This window comes from Flavobacterium sp. LC2016-23 (genome assembly GCF_009674775.1).
Classification (GTDB): domain Bacteria; phylum Bacteroidota; class Bacteroidia; order Flavobacteriales; family Flavobacteriaceae; genus Flavobacterium.
On sequence record NZ_WKKE01000035.1, the window covers coordinates 12739 to 34794 of the forward strand.

The 22056-nt window shown below is 36.5% G+C and carries 15 protein-coding genes and 1 pseudogene; 6 read left to right on the plus strand and 10 right to left on the minus strand.

Annotation, left to right across the window (positions count from 1 at the left end; all coding sequences use genetic code 11):
• The first annotated feature begins 507 nt into the window (after window positions 1-507).
• A complete protein-coding gene (locus GJU43_RS21865; protein ID WP_154343968.1) occupies window positions 508-1797 on the plus strand; it encodes a hypothetical protein in 1290 nt (429 codons plus the stop codon).
• A gap of 274 nt (window positions 1798-2071) precedes the next feature.
• On the opposite strand, the gene GJU43_RS21870 is transcribed toward GJU43_RS21865, so the two are convergent.
• Complete coding sequence (locus tag GJU43_RS21870; protein ID WP_154343970.1) at window positions 2072-3823, minus strand: alkaline phosphatase; 1752 nt, start codon at window positions 3821-3823, stop codon at window positions 2072-2074.
• Window positions 3824-4177: 354 nt separating this feature from the next.
• Between GJU43_RS21870 and GJU43_RS21875 the strand changes: the two genes are divergently transcribed.
• Complete coding sequence (locus GJU43_RS21875) at window positions 4178-7252, plus strand: putative Ig domain-containing protein (RefSeq protein ID WP_195760084.1); 3075 nt, start codon at window positions 4178-4180, stop codon at window positions 7250-7252.
• A 121-nt stretch (window positions 7253-7373) separates the two neighbouring features.
• Here GJU43_RS21875 and GJU43_RS21880 read toward each other — a convergent pair whose 3' ends face one another.
• On the minus strand, window positions 7374-7934 hold the full coding sequence (locus GJU43_RS21880) for a hypothetical protein (protein ID WP_154343974.1): 561 nt from the start codon (window positions 7932-7934) through the stop codon (window positions 7374-7376).
• A 181-nt stretch (window positions 7935-8115) separates the two neighbouring features.
• Between GJU43_RS21880 and GJU43_RS21885 the strand changes: the two genes are divergently transcribed.
• Window positions 8116-8520 (plus strand): helix-turn-helix domain-containing protein, encoded by a 405-nt coding sequence (locus GJU43_RS21885; RefSeq protein ID WP_154343976.1) that lies wholly within the window; start codon window positions 8116-8118, stop codon window positions 8518-8520.
• 153 nt (window positions 8521-8673) lie between these two features.
• Here GJU43_RS21885 and GJU43_RS21890 read toward each other — a convergent pair whose 3' ends face one another.
• The 4 genes from GJU43_RS21890 to GJU43_RS21905 all read right to left on the minus strand — a co-directional run bounded on the left by GJU43_RS21890 (window position 8674) and on the right by GJU43_RS21905 (window position 15528).
• Window positions 8674-11064: a hypothetical protein gene (locus tag GJU43_RS21890; RefSeq protein ID WP_154343978.1), complete on the minus strand. Its 2391-nt coding sequence runs from the start codon at window positions 11062-11064 to the stop codon at window positions 8674-8676.
• An 8-nt stretch (window positions 11065-11072) separates the two neighbouring features.
• The gene (locus GJU43_RS21895; RefSeq protein ID WP_154343980.1) at window positions 11073-13859 is read right to left on the minus strand and encodes a hypothetical protein; all 2787 of its coding nucleotides are present in this window, start codon (window positions 13857-13859) and stop codon (window positions 11073-11075) included.
• Window positions 13860-14230: 371 nt separating this feature from the next.
• Window positions 14231-14641 carry a hypothetical protein gene (locus GJU43_RS21900; protein WP_154343982.1) on the minus strand — a complete coding sequence of 137 codons (411 nt, stop codon included), beginning with the start codon at window positions 14639-14641 and terminating at the stop codon, window positions 14231-14233.
• Between the two features lie 149 nt (window positions 14642-14790).
• Entirely contained in the window at window positions 14791-15528 is a 738-nt protein-coding gene (locus tag GJU43_RS21905) for a hypothetical protein (RefSeq protein ID WP_154343984.1), read from the minus strand.
• A gap of 287 nt (window positions 15529-15815) precedes the next feature.
• Here GJU43_RS21905 and GJU43_RS23140 point away from each other — a divergent pair.
• A pseudogene (locus tag GJU43_RS23140) lies at window positions 15816-15953 on the plus strand (IS256 family transposase); the annotation flags it as partial.
• A gap of 64 nt (window positions 15954-16017) precedes the next feature.
• Here GJU43_RS23140 and GJU43_RS21915 read toward each other — a convergent pair.
• From GJU43_RS21915 to GJU43_RS21930, 4 genes are all read right to left on the minus strand, one after another.
• The gene (locus GJU43_RS21915; protein WP_154343986.1) at window positions 16018-16611 is read right to left on the minus strand and encodes a DUF6705 family protein; all 594 of its coding nucleotides are present in this window, start codon (window positions 16609-16611) and stop codon (window positions 16018-16020) included.
• Window positions 16612-16621: 10 nt separating this feature from the next.
• Window positions 16622-17218 carry a DUF6705 family protein gene (locus tag GJU43_RS21920; RefSeq protein WP_154343988.1) on the minus strand — a complete coding sequence of 199 codons (597 nt, stop codon included), beginning with the start codon at window positions 17216-17218 and terminating at the stop codon, window positions 16622-16624.
• Between the two features lie 13 nt (window positions 17219-17231).
• Window positions 17232-18668, minus strand: a complete 1437-nt coding sequence (locus tag GJU43_RS21925; RefSeq protein ID WP_154343990.1) for a hypothetical protein — start codon at window positions 18666-18668, stop codon at window positions 17232-17234.
• 603 nt (window positions 18669-19271) lie between these two features.
• Window positions 19272-19841: a hypothetical protein gene (locus GJU43_RS21930; protein WP_154343992.1), complete on the minus strand. Its 570-nt coding sequence runs from the start codon at window positions 19839-19841 to the stop codon at window positions 19272-19274.
• Window positions 19842-20090: 249 nt separating this feature from the next.
• On the opposite strand from GJU43_RS21930, the gene GJU43_RS21935 reads away from it, so the two are divergent.
• Together GJU43_RS21935 and GJU43_RS21940 are read left to right on the plus strand one after the other, a co-directional pair.
• The gene (locus tag GJU43_RS21935) at window positions 20091-20330 is read left to right on the plus strand and encodes a hypothetical protein (RefSeq protein ID WP_154343994.1); all 240 of its coding nucleotides are present in this window, start codon (window positions 20091-20093) and stop codon (window positions 20328-20330) included.
• 87 nt (window positions 20331-20417) lie between these two features.
• A partial coding sequence (locus GJU43_RS21940) for a hypothetical protein (protein WP_154343996.1) occupies window positions 20418-22056 on the plus strand: 1639 nt, incomplete at its 3' end.

Consider the following 22056-nt stretch of genomic DNA (forward strand, 5'->3'; position numbering starts at 1 on the left):
AGGAAATTTATTTATCTGATTTAGACAGCCCTTATTTATAAATGGTCATTCAAAACTGATGCAAAACCGGAATTGCAGGATATTGAGAGGAGAAATATACCATAAACAGCAACTATCAATAGAAGTGTCTGTCAAAAGTGGGCAGAATTGCAAGTCTGAGTTTTTGGAATTCTTACGAACATTCTTAGCTGCTAATGCTATTGATAATCAATGAAGTAGTTCTAAATATTTCAGAGCTTTGAGGTCCCGCACTCCTTACAAGCTAAAAATAATAATAACTGCACTGTTAAGTTTTCTCTTTCCCATGTTAAATATGAGTAAATCCTCCGCAGACTCCAAGTTGTTTGTCTATATTTGTACGAGACATAAGGGCAATTTGCGCTATCATTTTTAAATTTAAATATTTTTTTTAGATTGATTGTCGAAGATTGCAAAAAATGTTGTAAGTTTATATACTTTGTTTTCTGAATGTCGAAAAGAATGTATAATACCTAATAGCCCCAAACTATGAAAAAAATTACTCTAATGATCTGCCTGCTGCTTACAGCTGCCGGCGCAAGTGCACAGCAGGAAAAAGGAATTATAGGATACAGCAACTGGCTGGATAACTGGACCGAATTTAAGCCTCAAAAGTCTGATTCCAAAGATGCGAATCAAATTTTAGCCGGAAATATTACTGAAAACACAAAACTGCTGAAAAGAAATGTATACATCCTTCAGGGAAATGTATATGTAACCAATAATGCAGTGCTTACTATTGAGCCTGGTACAGTAATTATTGGAGATGCTGCTTCAAAAGGTACCCTTGTCATTACAAAAGGAGCCCAAATTATGGCAGCAGGAATGGAAACTGACCCTATTATCTTCACCTCAAACCAAAGCATGAAAAAAGCAGGCGACTGGGGAGGCGTAGTAATTCTTGGTGATGCCCCAATCAATAAATTTGGCAGTGCCGGTTCTTACAGTATGGATCTTGATCCTGCACTTACGGTATATGGGGGGAACAACCCCGCTTCAAATTCAGGAGTATTAAAATATGTACGAATTGAATTTGCCGGTAAAAAAGTAAAAGGAATGGATGCTTTTAACGGATTGACTATTGCAGGAGTGGGTAATAAAACCGTTTTAGAGAATATCATGGTAAGTTACTCCGGCGGTGATTCATTTGCTTTCTACGGAGGTGATGTAAACACGGCGCAGTTAGTATCTTATAAATCTATTAATGATGATTTTAAATTTACGCAGGGAATCCAATGCAGATTGTTTAATTCATTAGCGGTGAGATCTTCTTATTTATCAAGTAATAAAGATGGATCAAGATGTCTGGAAGTAAAAACCTATGAAAAGAAAAACGAAACTGACTTTACCAAAAAAGCCACATTCGTTAGTGCTTCAAACATGACAATGCTAAACGACAGTGAAAATATTACAGCAGACATTCAGGCAGGTTTGGTTAAAGAAGCTGTTTATGTTGGTGAAAATGCCTCTTTGGAATTAAAAAGAAGTGTAGTTTCTGGTTTTAATCCTGCAGTACTTATAGACAGCAAAACTGAAATCAATGACGCTAATCTAAAGAAAATTAAATTTGAAGAGATGTTCTTTAATCAGTGCAGCGGCAATATCTTTAAAGAAAACAATGCTGACAATACAGATTTAGAAAGCTGGTACGGTAACAGCATCTTTTTTAATGTGTATTCCCACACTGAGAACAAAGAAACTTTTGTGGACGTTTATAATGCAAAAAGACCGGATTACAGACTTCAGTTAGGCAAAATTACTGCCTCAAGCGGTAAATAGATCCCGTATCTCACATAAAAACTATAAAAAAGGAAACAGCATTTACGTGCTGTTTCCTTTTTTTATGTAGAATCCTTTTTAAAATCAGGTCTGGTGTTTGAAGGCAGGCAAGGTATTTTCAAAAAATGAATTATCATCAATTGTAACGCAATGGAATGGGACAAATATCTGATATAAAAAATCGGAACAGGATTACTCCTGCCCCGATTTAATGTATAGTTTCTATTCAGTTGTTGGACATTACCGAAAAAAATTCAATCCCTGCCTGAATCAACTAACCTATAGTATATTTTTTTTCTGTAACCGTAGTGACTGTTTCAGTGGTTACCGTGTCTACAAATCGCCATTCTGCTTCAGAACCGGAGGCTGTAAATTTAAGATAAGCATAGCCTCGTTTATACAAATTTGCATATTCTAAATCATCGATCAGTACCGAAAATGCCTGTGCCAATTCTATCGCTTTTGCAGGGTCTGCCGTAATGCCAAGATACGCTTCCAGTCCCGGCGATGAAACAGAACTGCACGCTATTTCAGTACCTATAAAATTCCCCTGCATATCCTTAAGTTTACCCATCCAGGCATTATGAGTATCTCCGGCCAAAACCACAACATTTTTTCCGGAAAGGATCGCATACAATTGTTCCCTTTCAACAAAATAACCATCCCAGGCATCCAGATTATAAGGCAAAGTGGTCGTAACTCTCGCAATTTCCTGAGGCGTTAAAGTAGGATCATTTTGCTGATGTCTCATTTTAATCACCACCAGTTGAGAGATGGCACCGGTAAGAGCCTGCATGGTGGCCGGCTGTGCGCTTCCGTAATAATCCACTTCTGCTAAAACCTGGTTCAAAAGCAGCAGCAGCTCTGCAGGAATCAGCATTTTTGTCATCAGGATCTGCTGGCCTAATACTTTCCATTTAGCAGTATCTGCACTGATCTGTGATCCCAGCCAGGTCATTTGTTCGCTTCCGATTAATTTTCTGCTGGTGCTTAACAAATCCGTTCTGAATTTTGTCTGGTCAAAATTTCCGGCATTATCAATATAATCCGCATAACTCATCTGCTTATCTCTTGCAATCACTCTGGTATCCATCATGTAAAGCGAAAGAATGTTACCGAAATTAAAACTTCTGTAAATTCTAAGATCCTTTCCTGTTTTAAGCGGAATATATTCGCTGTAGGCCTGAAAAGCAGCCATTTTTCGCATCTGGAAGTCTCCTTCAGACGGCTGATGGTTTTCGGCACCGGATTTATAGGTGTCGTTGGCAAACTCATGGTCATCCCATACACATATAAAAGGTTTTTTCTGGTGAAGAAGCTGCAGGTTTTTATCTCCCCTGTATTGTCTGTAGCGCTCTCTGTAATCACTAAGGTTTATAATTTCCCTGGCGGGTTTATGTTCCCTGCCCAGCGAATTGGTAAAAGGATTGGTGCCGTACTGTCCCGGCGCATATTCGTAAATATAATCTCCAAGATGCACCACTACATCGGCATCTGAAGCAGCAATAGCTCCATAGACATTAAAAAGTCCTGCCGGGAAATTAGAACAGGAAACCACCGCCATTTTTACGTCATTTACAACATCTGTTTTAGAAGGCAGCGTGCGTGTTTCTCCGGTAACCGTTACCTGTTTGGTTTTGACATTGTAAAATCGGTAATAATATTTGGTATTCGACGCAATATTCTGAACATCTACCGCTACCGTAAAATCATTCGCGGATGATGCCCCCGCCTGCCCTTTTCTTAGTACCTGAGAAAATGTGGCATCCTTACTGATCTCCCAGGTAATTTCAGCATCTGAACCTGCTGAATATCGTGTCCAGATAATCACTCCTGTTTCCGTCGGGTCAAAACTGGCTACTCCGGTCTCAAACCCTTCATTTTTCAGTCCGTCGGGTGCACCGCTGTTTTCCGGTTTATCGTCGTCACTGCAGCTTTCAATAAGGGGCGCGATGAATATTCCTCCGGCAGCCAAGAATGAATTTCTAAGAAACCTTCTTCTGCCTAAATCATTGTTGTTTTCCATAAAAAAATTTTTATCTCAAAAAAACAATTTAATCTTACAACTCAGGTTACGGCATTTTTACTATTATATTTTGTTAATATTAACAATCTATTTACTATAATAAATTATTGATTGGTTTAAGATTTTTAAAGAGTGTTTAAGAGAAAAACAATAACCGGAAAGTAAAATCTAGTCAAAAAGCCCCCTGCTCCTGTTCAGTGTAAACCTTATAGTGTAACGAATACGCCTTTATACCTAATCCTTAAATTTAATTACAAAAACTAACAAATAACTTACATATAGCTGCACCAGAAACTATTTTTCTTCATGGAAAAAAGATATCTTAGCCGTCAGATTTTAATTATAAAACGATTTATGATAAAACAACTTTACTCTCTTTTAGCCGTGGCATTGGTTCAGTCGGGCTTTGCACAGGCACCGGCGATCAGTTACGCCACGCCAAAAACGTATATAGTCGGTATAGCCATAACACCGCTAAACCCTGTTAATACTGGCGGTTTAATTACTTACGGGGCCACAACTACATTTGCGGGAAGCGGAGAAACTGGCGATACCGACGGCAGTGCTGTTACGGCAAGTTTTGATCGTCCTAACGGGGTCGCCGTTGACGCTGCAGGTAATGTCTATGTGGCCGATACTTATAACCATACCATAAGAAAAATAACGCCTGCAGGAGTCGTAAGCACACTGGCGGGAAGCGGAACAGCAGGTGCGGCCGACGGCAACGGTGTTGCGGCAAGTTTTAATCTACCTGGCGGAGTAGCAGTTGATGCTGCCGGCAATTTATATGTGGCGGATACCTCTAATAATAAAATACGAAAAATAACGTCTCAGGGAGTGGTCACTACGCTGGCAGGAAGCGGAGCAGCTGGCGCTGCCAACGGCACCGGCACTTCGGCAAGTTTTAAATTACCGAACGGACTGGCGGTGGATGCTTACGGTACGATCTATGTGGCAGATACCGGTAATCATAAAATAAGAAAAATAACGCCCGACGGCGTGGTGAGCACCTTAGCAGGAAGCGGATCACTCGGTTATGCAGATGCTTACAGCACTACGGCACAATTTTTTAGTCCTTACGGAGTAGCGGTTGATGCTTTGGGGGTGGTTTATGTAGCCGATAAAAATAACAATAGCATACGAAAGATAGCACTTGACGGAAAGGTGAGCACTTTAGCCGGAAATGGTACATCGGGTGATGTGGATGCTAAAGGCAAACTGGCCCGTTTTTATTATCCGAAAGGTGTAGCGGTTGATGCTTTGGGTACAGTCTATGTGGCCGATGGCGATAACTATAAGATAAGACAAATAAGCCCTTCAGGTGAGGTGACGACATTAGCAGGCAGCGGACTTAGAGGTACTGCCGACGATAACGGCGCTGCTGCCAGTTTCTACAACCCTTTTGCAGTAGCACTTGATGCTTTCGGCACCGTTTATGTGGCCGACACTAATATCAATAAGATCAGAAAGGTAGGTACCGGAGGCTATACCATAACTCCCGCCCTGCCTGCCGGTCTGAGCATCGACAGGATCACCGGAACGATTAGCGGTACACCCACTGCCCCAGCTCCTGCAACGGTTTATACCATAACAGCAGCCAATGGTTCGGGGAAAAGTACTTTTGATTGTACTATAGAAACAAAAATAGAAGTACCTATTTTCACTTATACTACGCCGCAAAGCTACGAGATCAACAAAGTCATAACCCCTCTGAACCCGATTCATACAGGTGGTCCGGTTCCTTTGGGGGCCGCGTCTACGCTGTCAGGAACCGGAGTATCCGGCAATACTGACGGCAGTGGTGCTTCGGCAAGTTTTTCTTCTCCATTAGGAGCAGCTATGGATGCTTCGGGAAATATTTATGTGGCGGATTACAACAATAACAAAATACGTAAAATAACGCCCGACGGAGTAACGACTACTTTTGCAGGGAGCGGAACATACGGTTTTGCAGACGGAAGTGCTGCTACGGCAAGTTTCAGAAGTCCAATAGCGGTAGCGGTAGATGCTTCGGGCAACGTCTATGTGGCAGATAGTGCTAACCATAGAATACGAAAGATAACGCCCGGAGGAGTAGTGAGCACTCTGGCAGGAAACGGAGTAGTCGATAATGTAAACGGCACCGGTGCTGCGGCACGTTTCTTTTTCCCAAGCGGAGTTGCGGCAGATGCTGCAGGCAATGTCTATGTAGCGGATACCAATAACCAACTGATTAGAAAGATCACTCCTGAAGGGGTAGTAAGCTATTTAGCAGGAAGCGGAGTAGTTGGTGACGGCGACTATACCGGTCTTCGTGCCTCTTTTAATTATCCGAGAGGAATAGCGGTCGACGCTTCGGGTAATGTTTATGTGGGAGACGTTGATAACAATAAAGTAAGAAAGATCACTCCTGCAGGAGCCGTAACTACCCTGGCAGGATACAAAACCTCGGGCGACGTTAACGGTACCGGTTTTTTGGCACGTTTTGCCCGCCCTTCCGAATTAGCGGTTGATGCTTCGGGTACGGTGTATCTGGCAGACAGAGATAATGGAAAAATTAAAAAGATCTCTCCGGCCGGAGTGGTCACTACCCTGGCAGGAGGCGGAACAAACGGTGTTCCGGGAGCCAGTTTTTCTTCGCCTGCCGGAGTAGGAGTTGATCCTCTGGGCAACATCTATGTGTCTGACGACAATAAAATAACCAAGATAAAGGCAAGTTATACCATCACACCAAAGTTACCGCAAGGACTGTATTTTGACGCTTCAACAGGAACTATTAGCGGTACCCCAACCACCGTTACTCCTGCAACAGTCTATACTATAACAGCGACTAATACTTCAGGAATAGGGACCTTTGCTATTACCATTGCTACAGTCGGTGCTGAGGATCCGGCGGTATTGACCACTCCAACCAACGTGATTGCGTCCGGAACCACTGCCACCACCACTACCCTGTCGTGGACAGCTTCAGAAAACACAGGTGCTGTTTCAGGTAAAAAGAAAGAGACAGGAATTATATCGTATGATATCTATAAAGACGGCATACTGTTGGCAACGGTAACTGAAACCACGTATACCGTTACGGGTTTAAGTCCTAATACCAAGTATACCTTTACCATTAAAGCAAAAGATACTGCAGGAAACGTTTCAAAAACCAGTCAGGTGTTTTCTGTGACCACTTTGGCAAATGACCTAGGAACAGGTGATTTCGATAAGAAAGATAGTATCAAACTGTATCCAAACGCCACCACCGGGAATATCACCATTGAAAAAAGCGAACTGGACACTGCACAATTGCGTGTTTTTGATGCTCTGGGGCACTTTCTTTTTGCAAAACAGTTAGAAGGGCAATCTACCCGATTGGATATCTCTCATTTACCGATTGGAGTCTATATGTTTCAAATTTCGTTTGACTCGGGAACAGTAACCAAAAAAGTAATTCGAAACTAAATCATACTTTAGGGCCGGTCAAAGGGCACTAAAAAATAATAGCCGATTTTCGTAGTGAAAATCGGCTATTTTTATATCGTTTTTATGCTGTTGTATTTTTAAAGTGGGAATCCCTAATATTTTAGGCCGTTAGAGCAGCCATCTGATCCCTTTTCCTGATTTTTTCCACGCCCCTTTCTCTAATGAGTTCCGCGGCATCGAGCATTTTAATGACCTGAATATAACATGTCGTCAGGTCAGCGTCAGCATCTTCGGCTTGCGGAGACAAGGACAGGCGGACGATTTCCCTTAGAAAAAATTCAAATGCTTCAGCCGTTTTTTCATCAAATGCTTTTTGAAATACCCTAAAAGGATTCTCGTATTCTTCCTTCGTCAGGGAAGAAAGCTGAGCTACGATTTCAGAAAGTGAAGATGCTTTCACTTTCCATTTTTTGCTTTTCTCTCCCAGGCAGTAACAAGCTTTGAGAAAAGAGCTCAGCACCGTATAAAAAACAAAAACACTCGCAGGATTGTCCTGTTCGTAAACTTTGCTGGTACCGGTGTAACGTAAGGCTTCATTTAACTGCTGTTTGTAATCATCCAGATCGGCAAAATCAAAAAAGGCATCCAGAACCTTAAAGGGGTCTTCTGCCACAAACCCAGCCCAAAAGCGGGTATCGAACGCTGTTTTATTTTTTTTCATGGTAAAGAGATTTAAAATTCACCAACGAAGTTCCGTTCTTTCCAAAGGATAATCTATTCAGAATACCGCTATAATATTCTGACAAAAAAGCTGTTTTATGGGATAATTTTTTATCTTTGAAATTCAGGATTTTAATCGAAATGGGGTTATCTTTGAGCCTCTAGAAAAATGGATACGCATTATGGAACAGAAAATACATCAGGGAAGAAACGTAAAACGCTTCAGGGAAATGTTGGGCATCAAACAAGAGGGCTTGGCTTTTGATCTCGGAAACGACTGGAATCAGAAGAAAATCTCGATGCTGGAGCAAAAAGAGGTTATTGAAAACGATATACTGGATCAAATTTCACTGGCCTTAAAAATTCCGGTGGAAGCGTTTCAGAATTTTGATGAGGAACAAGCGGTAAATATTATTGCTCATTCTTTTGACAACGGTTCAATTGGTTATCAAAAGAATGATACTTGTACATTTAATCCAATTGATAAAATTGTTCAATTGTATGATGAAAAAATTGCGTTGTACGAGCGTTTGTTGAAGGAAAAGGACGAAATGATGGTAAGGCTTGAGAAATTAATTAATAGATAATTTCGGAAAAACTCTTATTCATAATTAAGCATTTTACTTTTTTTGGTAATCCAGTAAATGTAGATAAAATAGTTTCAAATCTAATTGTAAATTCTTTTAACCTTTAAGTTTTTTTACTCTGGCAATTCAACTTTTTGTATGGCAATAAGATTGTTATTCAAATCTATAAATGCGGCTATCTTCATCTAACCTCTTAATAATACTCATAACCTTTGAATGTGGCATATGGTGCGTATTAAGAAGAGCACAATAGATATTTGCATATTCATTATAAATATTGGTTGCAAAAATACCAGTATCATCGGAACCCACAACAATTGGGGGGATGCTTTTTCCTTCATCATGCCATTTTGCCCAATTAAATAAATGGTAAGTACTAAAATTTTGATGAAAACCTATACGTACATTGCTTGTAGGAAGTGTCTCTATTACAATTTCTTTTTTAGTCATTTCATTAAGCAGCTCAAGTTGCAATAATTCAACATGTTCTGCCTTGATAATATCAAATGGATCTATTTTTATTATTTTATCAAATTTCTTACGGTTATCTAAATTATGATACGCCTCAAAGACTTCGAAAACCTTGTTGCTTGTTCTGGTATCTGCAAAACCTTTATTAACCATGAAAAACCATTCCTCCTCATCGTAAACATGCTTAAGCATTACATTTTCCCTGCTCTTGTCTAATGCATGAATTGGACAGCATTGCCTCATTAGCCAAGCTTGCTCCAAGAGGGTTATTGGATAATGGTCATTGTAGATATTAAAACACATATTATTTACCTCATTTATAATAAACGGAAGTAAGATATGTAATGATTCTATTCTTCTTTTAACAATAAGATGATAACTAAAAATTAAGTCATCGAGATAATCTCCCTGTTTTACCAAAAGCTCCTTTCCAATAGCGTTTTGCCACTGCCATGGAGACAAACCAGAAGCAGTAGCATGTCCTATACGGTCTCCTTTTTGCAAATCACAGAAAACAATAGCCTCATAAATAGCCCTCATACCACTTAATATGTGGTAAAAGTCTTCGCCGGCGTGATATGTAAAATGCTTTACACCTGCTCGACGCATTTTACGAAATACTGGAGCAAATACTTCAGGTGGAGCATCAAATTCACTCGCAGCAGCATCAACAGCAACTATCTTTTTTTGATACTTTGAGTAATTTTTCAACAGTAAAGCCAATACATTACCTCTTTGTGCTACTTCATAACGAAGTGCCTTATGTCGTACAAAATGATCAGGTTTATTATCTGTTTTTTTTATAAAATGAGCAATCAGCCTTAATTCAGGCATTACAGGAAAAACCCCTATTTCGCTTTCATGCTGTAAGCTAATATCTTCTTTCATTTTATTCCAACCATTATTAATAGCATCTAAAAATACTATCATTTCATTTTGGGTAGCTTTAGGTGAAAACCTGCCTTCTAGAAAACGAATGTGCTTTAAGTCATTACCCTGCATTTGATGATAACGACGAAGATATGTTTTCTCACTTTTTTCCCTTAATTCATTTAATGTATGCTTTTGAAATTGCTCAAAGCCATTTTGATGTGTTTGTTGTACTAATAAACGATTCGTAAGACCTAAAATAAGAAGGTAAAAATGGAAAAAAACAGCAAGAAGTTCATTTTTAGTATTACTTATTTCATGAAACATTAAAATATACATAAGACCTTCCACCGACATAAGGCAGGAATGATTATCCTCATATGTAATTAATGACAAAAACGGATGACGATAACTTCCAGAGAGGTCGGAATCATTACTCAAAAACTCATCTAAAAGCGTATTCCTATCATACTTGTCATATTCATTATCTTTATAAGGATACAAATAATAGAAAAAATAATTCCTTAATTTTTGTGCAGCTTTTAGAAGAGTTACATAAGTCAGAGGCTCTAACAAATGAGATTCCTGCTCCATTTGTTCTTGTACTTTGGAATTTCTAAATCCTTTTTTCAGATCTTCATAAATTCCGTACGGATTAAATAGAAAATCCTGCCATACTTGGTCAGTCTCAAGAGCACCATTAAGGTGCATATGAAGATCGTGTAAACCGTTTTGTTGTTTCACATAATATTCAAGCTGTGGAATTCTTGCATGAGGAATTGAAGTATAGCGGGTATTGGGCAACAGATAATCTTTAAAATATTTATGTCGCTCACTTATATTGTTTTTACAATCGCTATATGTTTTTTTATATAAAAGTGCACATTGCAACAATAGAGGCGGAATATACGTTATAGTTTCCTGCCAGTTGTTTTGCTGTTCAGATTTTACAAAAACCCTTTTGGCTTCAAGCTCGAGATAAGTATCAGCCATTTTTCCAAGTCCTTTGATAAAAATATCGGAAAGGGATTCAATATCTTTGAATGTCTCCTCTTGTTCAAGACGATAGAGATGATCAGGTAGAGCTGAATTTTGTCCACGAGATTTAAGCAACATGCGCCTTTTTACATCATCAAAAGAAGCAAATTTTCCGTGCAAATACTTTCCTAGGGACTCATTGTCAGACAATAAAAATTTAAACATTTGTCTTTTTATTTGACTATTTCTAAATAATTCTTGAATTTTGCTACACTCGCAATAGATATTCTTGTTAATCCAAATTTACCTAATTCCTCTTTTAACAACTTCAAGTCATTTGAATCAAGAATGTTAACATCGAAAGATTCTAATCGTTCTTTTATCTCCTTATAATTAACTTGATTATCTATAGAAAGAGGTTTCATTTCATTTTTGAGTGTAAGATCATTCCAAGTTAAAGATCTTTCTTCTAAAGTTCCTTTAATTGGAATTTTATCTAGGAATTTTCTAATATCAATATTAAGTATCTCTTTTTGTATAATACCTTTATCATTTTTTAAGTAATCATCACAAAAAATACTGATACTATCCTTTATTTTATCCTTTTTTAAATAAGCTAATAATAAAGGACACGCAAGCATCCATTGAGATAAAAGAAGCTTTTTACTTTTTGTCTTCTTACTTTTTTTATCAATCAACTTACTTATGTTATTGATAAATATGTTTTCTTTATAATTTGTATTATTTAAATTAAGCTCTGAAGCTATTTCATTCGCATTTTCTCGACAATCTTCAACTAAAACAGCATTCATAAAAGCGAGTATGTAAGCATTGAAAACTTCTCCTAAATTTTTATTTCCTACTTTACTTTCGAGATTAGTTATCGCATAGAAAAACCTTGTTGCTATCTTTCCTAGTAAATGAACTGATATTTTAATGCCTTTTTCTGGGTATTTTCCTGCCCAATTGTTAAAAGCTGATTCAATATCAAACCCATTTAATGACTGCGTGTTATCTAAATCTTGAGGATCTTCTATAATATTCCCTACGTCTTCTTTATTTTCACCACGTTTAAAGTCAGGCATCATATATCCCCTAAATTGAGATAATTCTGTAAAACCATTTTTTAAATCCCCTGATTTACGCTTTCTAATCAATTCTCCGATCGCACCTAATAGTAAATATGGTGAATAAGTTAGTAATGAAGCCTGTTTATAAACATACTGATTAGAACTTAGTGGCATATATACCAGCATCTGTTCAACATAATCTGCATTTCCTGCTTTTAGTACACTGTCAATCCTATCTGAAGTTGATTTAGTGTCTTTTTTTGTGTTTGATGCAAGACCAAATAAGGGAACTGTCCCTGCAAAAGAAAGTTTTTCACTATTTGAATCACCATCAATTGTGCCACGCATGTAAGCGATTATTTTACCAGCCACATCTTTTAACACATTATCATTTAAGATTACCGTATTATTGCACAAATCTTCGATAGAAGGATTTATTACGCCCTCTGTTGAAGATTTATAGGATAAGAGAGGTAAAAGATTACGAGTATATCCTATTTTTATAAAATAATCAAAAATAAGGTATGGATCATTTTGGATATTATAGGATAATAAAAAATTAAGACTAAGCAAACTTGCATTAAGCGTATCTTCTGTAGTAATAGGTTGTAGCTGATATAATTCTTCCAGTTTTTTTTCCTTTAGTAAAAAATTAAGTATAAGCCTATTTATATTTTTTGGTGATCTTATAGCGGTATTTATATCAATTTCTTTAGCGTAAAGATCACTTAGAAAAATATCTGTAAAAGGAGCTATGCCTATATTCTCATCTATATAATCTCCTGTGTTAAGCTTAAAAAGATTTAGAAATTGCACCTGCGTCCTTAAAGGTAATTCTAACAAATAATCACTATAAGATTTTGCCTGGTACCTATTATTAATGCCAAAATAGTTTAATATTCTTTCGTAAATTTTACTTATTTCATTTTCAGATTCATTTTCTACTATATTAATTCCTGATTTCTGATATACATAGAACTTCTTTTCAACATTATACCGCTTACTGGTACCTATAGTTGATAAATGTATTCTGTTTCTGGGTTGCAAAACTTTTTGCAAGTATTGTGATTCTAATTCCGTAATCATTTGATTAAAAACAGATAATTTTTTTAGTTGTTTACCTTCATATTCCAGAATTTCTTTACCAAAATTTTGCCACTTTTTTTGTCTTACTACCGTCGAATATAACTGGCTGTCGCCACTTACAATTGTAATTAAACGTGCACCGGTAAAATATTTTCTAATGGTTTCAAGTACAGCCCAACCTTTTGTTGCATCTACATCTATATCATCAAACATTACTAAAAATGCCTTTTTACCTAATATGTCAAGTGATAGACGAAGAAATTCATTAAAATTATCAGCCAATTCTTTCGATGCATGAACAGCTTTTAATCCATTATCCATTACAAATTCAGCATCCTGCCAGTTATCCAGACTGTTACTGCCAATACCATCAATAGATGGGAGCCCAGCGGCAAGCTTATTCAATGATCCACGCCAAGCCTTACGGCTGTACTTATGCTTGTTAACTGGATCACATTCCTGATTATTTAGTTTTTGATCTATCAAATCCTTTATTATAGCTATTACATTGAGAAAAACATGCCCTTTCTCTTCAATTAGCGTTGGATCAATAATATCAAGAATTTGAATTTTTTCACCTATTTCATTTTTTGAAAGCTCTTTTTTTATGGTTAAAAGAAAACTCGTCTTTCCGCTTCCTCTTGTCCCTAGTATAGTGATTGTATTATGTAGGTTCACTTTATTTTCATCTACTTCTGTAAGGGGTATAAAACCTTCTATTAGATTTTTTACCTTTCCGAATTCAGTATTATGAACAAGAGTACTTTTAGTTCGAGTTTCACCATTTTCATTTGCCGTTATACTAGATACACCATAGGATTGTGCATGTATACTATCGTTAAGAAATATAGTAATAGATTCCATTCAATTAATTAATTATTTAGTTAGTAATGAACTGCAAAATCTAAATAAATAAGTTTATAAAATTTCTAACCTAAAGGTTGGTCTTTAACTTTTTTAGTTGGCTGTGTGCAGAAACTCGATTTTTATTCAAACGAATATAAGGAATATTTTTACTACAGTTTATTGTTTTTTTTAATTATCAAGAAATCATTTATTTTAGAGTAATCTCAATTGAATTCCTTCGGCTGGCGCGAGCATAACGCTCGTGAATATTGTTTTTTTTCTAATTATGCTCACGAGCGTGAATTATTTATTCAACTTCATAACATTTTTAATATGCTAATTAAATGGAAGTTGTGCGATAGCCATTTAATTATATCAATGAAATTGTTTTAAATACGGCTGACAAATCTTTTTTCTTTGTCACTATTCCATTGTACTTGATATGTTTTCCCGTTCATTTGATCAAGTAATAAGAAATTATATGTGTTTTTTGTAGGGTAAAGTGTAAACCTCCCATTTACCTCTTCTGTCATCATTACAAGTGAATCTGAATTTAATACTAGTTCGCCTTCGTAACCTTCCGCCGATATAGTAAAATGTACTTGCCACATTTTTCCATTTCGGGTGTCCAATTTAATAAAAGTCCAATAGTTTTCAGTGGGAAACAATCGATAAATCGGACTTTCAATTTGCTTTTCTAGCTGTTTTGTATTACTTATAATACTTTGCGGTGTTTGACCTTTTGAAGGCAAAACAAATAAAATCAGCAATGTAATGAGTATAAGATTTCTTGTCACCATATTTTTCTTTCTACTTTGTCTGTCGATTAGTATTTTCTTAAATTACATTTGTTCATCTTTACAGTTTTCGCTCTCCCCTGCTGTCGCGAGGGTTCTATTAAGGCTTGCATTTTTTTGCTATATAACGTAAAGTGATTTTGTGTAATGTGCTAATTTGGAGTGTCAGTTGAGTCTCCTCTTGTAATATCACTTTTTTTAGTCAGATTGTTTAGAATGTTTGGAACCAGTCTCTCGCTAAAACCTGCTATAAAAGACCAAACAACTAATTTTCCAAAAGCAGGAGGGATATATAAAATTCTGTAAAAAACTCTAGGGTTTGGAAACAAAGTACCGCTAATCATATTCCCCAAAAAAGCAAAACCTAAGATCATTGCAAAGATTGCCCCAATTGTTTGAACTGCTAATATTTCAGATAGAAAAAAATTCTCATGAATTAATTCTTTATTTCTTGTTCGGGTAATTAAACTTATAGCCGCCCCCAATGCTCCAAATCCACAAATTAGGCTGAAAGTCGCGACTCTGGTTAGCATTCTGAATTGCCTTGATTCAGAATTCGACTTCCAATCGTCAGTTAAAGCGTTAAGCATTGTTACTGTATTACTTCCTTCACTTTCACCCACATCTTTATCTGACGCATGAAGATCTTCATCGTCAAAATTATTTGCAGGAGCAACTCCCATTTGAATTTCTGTGCTATCATTAGCATCACTTGGTACGGCTATCTCCCCTTTTTCCTCATCGTAACTAACATAATAAGAAGTATGTGGGCTACTTTTTAAGATTGCAAAATATATGAAAGGACTTAAAAGCAATATTGAATACAGCAGCGAAATTAAGACGAATGGAGCGGTATTGGTGTCGGATAGTTTAAACAGTGTAAGTTTCATAAAAAAATAATTAAATTAATTTTTAAGTTTTAAAAGACTTGAATATTACAAATCTTAACACACGGTAAATATACTTGCAATCAATATTTTACAAGCAAGTACTTATACGGGTTTTATTGAAGTGTTTTCGTGTAATCACCAATTCCCCTCGCTGGCAAGCGTCCCGCTTGTGAATATTTTATAAATTTGAATGCAAATCTATTTTAGGATTAGGTCTAAATATGTAAACTTTTTTCAGGACAAGACATCTTTTAAAAAGAATTCCATATTCACGAGCGTGACACTCGCCTGCAGGGGAAGCAGTTTTAAAATCTGTATATTTAGCTTTAGGAGAAGCTACAAAAAAATGGACAATGCCAATCCATAATTGGGGATTAATACTCAATCAGTTCTTAACTATATTTAAAAAAAGGGTTCAACTTTAATTAAAAAGTCAAACCCCGTTATTTTTAAACTTACACACTTTTTAGGACAGTGTCTTTTATAATATTACTGTTTTATCATAACATATGTACCAGCCCTAATAATTCCATCCTTTGGCATTGGATCACCTTCTTTAACTGCAATAGGACCTGTATACCAAATTTCTACTTTAATTGCGTCTTTACCATTCACGGTTGTTTTTCGAATATCAATTTCTCCGACATGGGGAGAAGATATGATACCCAATCTGAGACGTTTTTCAGTTGGTGTGCAGTCATCGCATCCTAATACAGTTCCGGTTAAAACTCTTTTTCCACTTATATTGTTACTGTTACTTGTTGCGGTTAATTGGTTTAGCGTATTCACCTTTTCAACTCCATTTTCTATCCATTGGTATTCTCCGCAAATCAAATCTTCATAGTAGAAACCATTCATGGATGTCATAATGTTTTTTTGCAATTTAATTTTAAATGAATTATTGCCATTAGTATATAAATACGTGCCATCATAACCATTTAATACGTTTTTGGTATCTTTATAATAAGCTCCTTTAACACCAGTAAAATCTTTCATTGGTGTCTTTATATCGAGTATTGGATTTTGAGCCATACAGCTGTTTAAAAGAATAAAAAACACTGCGCAATTAGTATATTTTTTCATGGAGAGTAAATTACTGTTTTATCATAATATAGTCACCACTTTTAATAGTGCCTGGTTTTGGCATTGGATCGCCCTCCTTAACAGCAATAGGGCCCGTATACCAAATGTATGCTATAATTGCGTCTTTACCATTCACAGTTGTTTTTCTAATTTCGATTTCTCCATAATTGGGAGAAAGAGGATCAGAAAAACCAAGCCTTAATCGTTTTTCATCAGGTCTGCAATCATCACAACCTGATACTGTTCCGATTAGAATTCTTTTTCCAATTATAGTGTTATCATTACTTGTTAGAGTTAATTGGTTTAATGTATTCACCTTTTCAACGCCATTTTCAATCCATTGATATTCACCCGCAATCAAATCTTCATAAAAGACACCATTTCTGGAAGTCATAATGTTTTTTTGTAGTTTTAATTTAAATGAAATAGTAGCATTGTTGTATAAATAGGTTCCATCATAGCCATTTAACACGTTTTTTGTGTCTTTGTAATAAGCACCTTTAATCGTATTAGATACTGATATATCCTTAATATCAAGCACCGGACTTTGCGCCATACAGCTGTTTAAAAGAATAAAAAATAATGCAAAAGTAATATAGTTTTTCATCGTTATTTGTTGTTTAAGTACATGGTACAGCTATTGCTTTTTTTGTTGTTTTATCAATCACTAATTTATCCCATTTGGTAAGGGTGTCATCTGCTTTGTAAAGCGTTATCCCGAAAGAGGCATATTGTGCTAAGAAAGTCTCCTCCAATGCTCCGTTGCTTGCATCGTAAACAACTGCTTCATCATCGTGAATTGATTTAAATTTTTTATCATCGGTTGGATTATTTCTATTATACTTTGGATCATTCCAGACTTCATTTACTTTAGTATCTAATGCGTTAATATCATCCACTCTTATAGCGTAAGTATTTATACGTCCTGCATTATCTTTGACAATTACCATTGCAAAAACATCCTCTTTCCTGATTGGACTTGCTCCATCGTAAGCATTTCTTAAAAATCTTACATCTGCAAACGAAAACATCGCTACTCCTCTTGCCGGATGTGAATGTGCGCCACCAATAAAAGTAAGTCCTGTTGGTAATGGAACTGAAAATTCATTTAGTGATGTTAACTGAGTGTATTCATATCTGAAAGTCTCATCAGGATTCATCACTTTTTTTACTTCTACTCCATGCTCAACTACATTCTTAGGAGCCATTACCTTTCCTTTTAACCAATCTATACTTGGTTTCATATTACCCGACTTTGTAACATCTGTAAGGGCTTTCATTTTATCACATGGATTTACAGCAGGCTTGACAGGCGCCGAAGGTGTACTACCACCGCCACCGCCACCCGGTGAAGTATAACCACCCGGGGTTGTCCCTCCAATTACAGGGCCACGTGGGGTATAAATCACTGGCGTTCCTGTACTAGGACCCGTTACAATCACTGGTCTTAACGGAATTGCATTACCAGTACCGTCTCCACCATCATTATGGCATCCCTCACCAAAATCAGCGTAAATACAATCACCAGTTTCCGGGGCTTTGTTTGTTTTGTTCCTATCAATCGAAAATGCGGCGACACCCTCTTCCACTACCTGATTGTTTAAAAACTTCGCAGCCCTTAGAGCACCTTTTTTTAAATCCCAAACGGTCATGTAACCCGTAAAATCTCCACCCTCTACAGACTGACTCTCCGGTTTAATATCCTTATTAGAATAGGCTTCGAACAATAGGGCTGAATATCTGCCTTCATCTGATTTATAGATATACAATTTCTGTTCCCAAAATTCCCGCTGATCTTTTTTAAGTTCCGTTACAGGTACAATAATTGTCTCTGTCCCGTCCTCTGATCTTGTAACGCTTGCCTGGTTCCATTCATATTGCATGTTCTGAAATAAAGCATAATTCGCTCCGTTGGCGTCATACTTATCAAACCAGTTCTTTGCTTCATTCATTTTGGCCTCCTGCTGGGTAAACTCGTTGTCACTGGCACAACCTGAGGCAATGAGAATGAAACTGCATAAAACTACTTTTGCAATTTGTTTTAATTTTCTATTCATTTTTTAACGGTTAATTAATTAAGCTTTTGGTAGTTATTGTTTTGTTTTTCTAATTAAGACTTTACTGTTTTAATAGAAACATCATTTATTACAGTATTTTCTTTCGAAAACCAAAAGTATACTATTTGACGGTTTTGACAAATAATCTAAGTATTTCTTTACAATAATTTTTAAAAAGTAGATCAATTTCTCCTAAACCTTATGTTTAGGGCTATCCCTGCAAAAAAGCTTTGCAAAGCTATCTGAACATCCGCAAATCACCCCCCCGCTCCGCAAAGAGTTCCTTACCAATACTTAATTGATCGCATACGCTCTGCGAACATCTCACTTCGCTCCCGCAACAATCATCAGCAAACAGTATCGATTAAAACAAAAAAACCTGATACCAGATATTACTCCGGTACCAGGTTTTTCTTTTTTAACCCTTTTTAAATCCCCACTTTAACCTTCATCAAAAGAAAAAAGCATCCTAAAAGTAATCGCGAAGGAGAACGGCAGATTCCGATTTTTAACGGTAATTCTGCCAGTTTGACATTGCGTTTTTTTACGTCGTTTGTCCGTCACCGCTCCGTCACTCCTATACGGAAACTCCGTTTGGGATTTTTAGAGCTTTTGCTCCTTTTCGGTCAAATTGTCAGGTAAATCTGTAGCCTGAATGGTGATTTTATCACCGGTTAAATCGTCATTTTCTTTAGTAGCCGTATAGATCCAATCGAGGCCATTAGCGCTTATTTTGGCGTTGCCTTCTTCTACCAGTGTCCCGTCGGCATTTTCTATAATTACTTTTACAGCCACCACTTTAAAGTCGTCGGTTACTTTGACACTAATCGTATCTCCTTTTTTACCTTTGTACTGGGAAAGATCAATTTCTTCTATTTTCGGGGCACCCAGCATATCGGCTACCGCTACATTATACGCACTAATGTTTTTTTCAGGTTTCGCCGCTTTTTCATAGATCGCCTTCGTAGTCGCTTCCTGTAAGGCTGCTTTGGCATAGATAGTCGCTTCCTGAAATTTCGCAATGTGCTTCTTTTGTTTTTCCGTCGGTTCTCCTATGCGCTCTTTTGGTGCTTTTGAAACGATTGTTTTACTGCCTCTCTGGCTAAATACAATGATGTCGCCCACTTTCCCACTCAATCCGTGAGTGATGATGTTGTTTTTACTTTCTGCCATAGTTTTCTATTATTAAATAATTTTTATTAAGGAGACAAATATAAAAGTATTTTTCATTAATATATTATTTTTCTTACAATTTTTAATTATAGTCATCTATTTTATAAAGTACTATTCCTACTTTTAAGATTTATTACTATGTTTGTAATGTAAAATTATTCACACATTATTTTAGGCTTAAATAAAAGGATAGAAAAAACAATGTCGATGGTTTTACAAAAACTGATTATAAATTAAAACTACTTGATTATGAAACTGGAAAGATTAGATTTAGAAAAGTTTAAAGACTGTACTTTAAAAAAAGAACAATTGTTTGCCCTGAGCGGAGGTGGTACCAAAACCGGCCCGGATAATATTTGTGGAGAACATGGGCCTGAAGGTAAGATTATGAATTTCGATTATGGTTATGATGTGTATCGAAACGGAACGCTTACATTTCACAACAGAAGCAACGTAAAGGATTTGTGTCTACAGTCAGGAAGAGAGTAATTGGAAGTACGAATTGTTTAGTAACAATTCGTACTTTTTTTATCAAAAGTATTTTACGTGTTATTTTTAATTTAATACATCATTATTTTGAGCCAAGTATTCACAACATCCCTGATTGTATTAATCACTACTTTATGTACCACTACAGCCCTGGCACAACGTCAGTTAAAGTATAAAACCTACCATCAGAATAATTTCGAAGACAATAAAATATTTGACGAGGTCTATAATTTGCGTTGGAACAAGGAGTTGTATCTCAATTTTTCAAAAATGAAAGATACCTTAGCGTATTTTGTGGATGATCGTAATTACAAAGGAATTATTAATTACGGGATCACTTTTAAAAGCAAAACACATAAGAACTTTCGTTTTTCGGAAAACAATGGTATCGGATTTTTAAAAGTAGAAATAAGCAAGTGTGTGTATACGCCAAAAGACAGTCTGATACATATAGAAGGTTTTCTGAGTAGTAATTGCTATAACCTGATTTACAACAAAGAAAAACCAAGTCACTTCAATATATTTATCGGGGCGAAAACGGATACACTCTATGTCCGCTACGTGGATATACTATTTAATCGCAAAAAAATTGAAGTAAAATGGAATAACAAAGAAATAGATGATTATGCTGTTCTGGATACCTTTCCTGCTTTTTATTTTAAAAAATATTCCTATTCCAAAACCTCCATTAAGGGTCGAAATCCATTTAAAATAAGTGGTAAAGTGGCAAAAAACACACTGCTTGCCTTCGGATCAAGAGCATACTTTGCTGAAATCTTTGATTTGGGGTCGATGGTATATGCCCCTGAAAAGAACAAAGGCAAAAGGAAAGCAAAAAAAGAACTTCCGGAGATGAAAACGCTCATGATCGATAACAAGCTTGTAGCCGATATTGAAAAAGAAAAGGCACAGAAAGGAGAGATTACGTATTACACCTATACAGAAAAGGCCGAGAATTATATTTTTGCCAGACAATATGCCAGGGCAAAAGAAGAATATAATACGCTGAGTCAAAAGTATCCTGTATTATTCGCAAGAGATATTCATAATGCTATTCGTTGTGCTATTTTATCGAGAGATTTAAAAACTGCTTTTGGGTGGAGCGAAAAACTGGCTTTAAAAGGGGTGGAACTGCCCTATTTTAATGCTAAGATTTTTACTTCTATGCGGAAAAACCCGGAATGGAAAAATTTTAGCACGAAATACGATTCTATTTGCAAAGGGGCACAAGGCCATTGGAATCTCAGACTCCTAAAAGAATTAGACGATTTGCTTCAGGAAGATCAGGCTGTTTACGGATTGGAAAACCGAAAAAATCCAAAAGTCTTATACGAAACCACAGAAAGAGTGACGGACAAATTAATTGACCTCTTAAAAAAAGAAGGGTATCCGTCGGAAGAAAAAACAGGCTGTCATGTGGTAAATGATACTACGCTCCTATCCTTTCCCGATTTCAATGTTTTGATGCTGCATGCTGAGCAGCAAAAAACAAAAAACCTGAATATTTTAAAGGAATTACTTGACCAAAGCAGTAATGCAATGGAGTACGATCGCAAAAGAGATTTTAATAGCGATACAGGTTATAATTCCTGTTTTCATATCTATAAAGGCAATTTGTACATCTTGAAATCGTACGAAAGAAATGATGCAGAGATTCGGAAACTACGTTTCAAATTCAGTAATCCAAATGGATTTATTATGGATTACAATAATTTTGTTATTGAAG

What these genes read in the sequence shown, in the direction of transcription:
- GJU43_RS21865 (WP_154343968.1), top strand. Translation starts at nt 508, where the DNA reads ATGAAAAAAATTACTCTAATGATCTGCCTGCTGCTTACAGCTGCCGGC.
- GJU43_RS21870 (WP_154343970.1), bottom strand. Translation starts at nt 3,823, where the DNA reads ATGGAAAACAACAATGATTTAGGCAGAAGAAGGTTTCTTAGAAATTCA.
- GJU43_RS21875 (WP_195760084.1), top strand. Translation starts at nt 4,178, where the DNA reads ATGATAAAACAACTTTACTCTCTTTTAGCCGTGGCATTGGTTCAGTCG.
- GJU43_RS21880 (WP_154343974.1), bottom strand. Translation starts at nt 7,934, where the DNA reads ATGAAAAAAAATAAAACAGCGTTCGATACCCGCTTTTGGGCTGGGTTT.
- GJU43_RS21885 (WP_154343976.1), top strand. Translation starts at nt 8,116, where the DNA reads ATGGAACAGAAAATACATCAGGGAAGAAACGTAAAACGCTTCAGGGAA.
- GJU43_RS21890 (WP_154343978.1), bottom strand. Translation starts at nt 11,064, where the DNA reads ATGTTTAAATTTTTATTGTCTGACAATGAGTCCCTAGGAAAGTATTTG.
- GJU43_RS21895 (WP_154343980.1), bottom strand. Translation starts at nt 13,859, where the DNA reads ATGGAATCTATTACTATATTTCTTAACGATAGTATACATGCACAATCC.
- GJU43_RS21900 (WP_154343982.1), bottom strand. Translation starts at nt 14,641, where the DNA reads ATGGTGACAAGAAATCTTATACTCATTACATTGCTGATTTTATTTGTT.
- GJU43_RS21905 (WP_154343984.1), bottom strand. Translation starts at nt 15,528, where the DNA reads ATGAAACTTACACTGTTTAAACTATCCGACACCAATACCGCTCCATTC.
- GJU43_RS21915 (WP_154343986.1), bottom strand. Translation starts at nt 16,611, where the DNA reads ATGAAAAAATATACTAATTGCGCAGTGTTTTTTATTCTTTTAAACAGC.
- GJU43_RS21920 (WP_154343988.1), bottom strand. Translation starts at nt 17,218, where the DNA reads ATGAAAAACTATATTACTTTTGCATTATTTTTTATTCTTTTAAACAGC.
- GJU43_RS21925 (WP_154343990.1), bottom strand. Translation starts at nt 18,668, where the DNA reads ATGAATAGAAAATTAAAACAAATTGCAAAAGTAGTTTTATGCAGTTTC.
- GJU43_RS21930 (WP_154343992.1), bottom strand. Translation starts at nt 19,841, where the DNA reads ATGGCAGAAAGTAAAAACAACATCATCACTCACGGATTGAGTGGGAAA.
- GJU43_RS21935 (WP_154343994.1), top strand. Translation starts at nt 20,091, where the DNA reads ATGAAACTGGAAAGATTAGATTTAGAAAAGTTTAAAGACTGTACTTTA.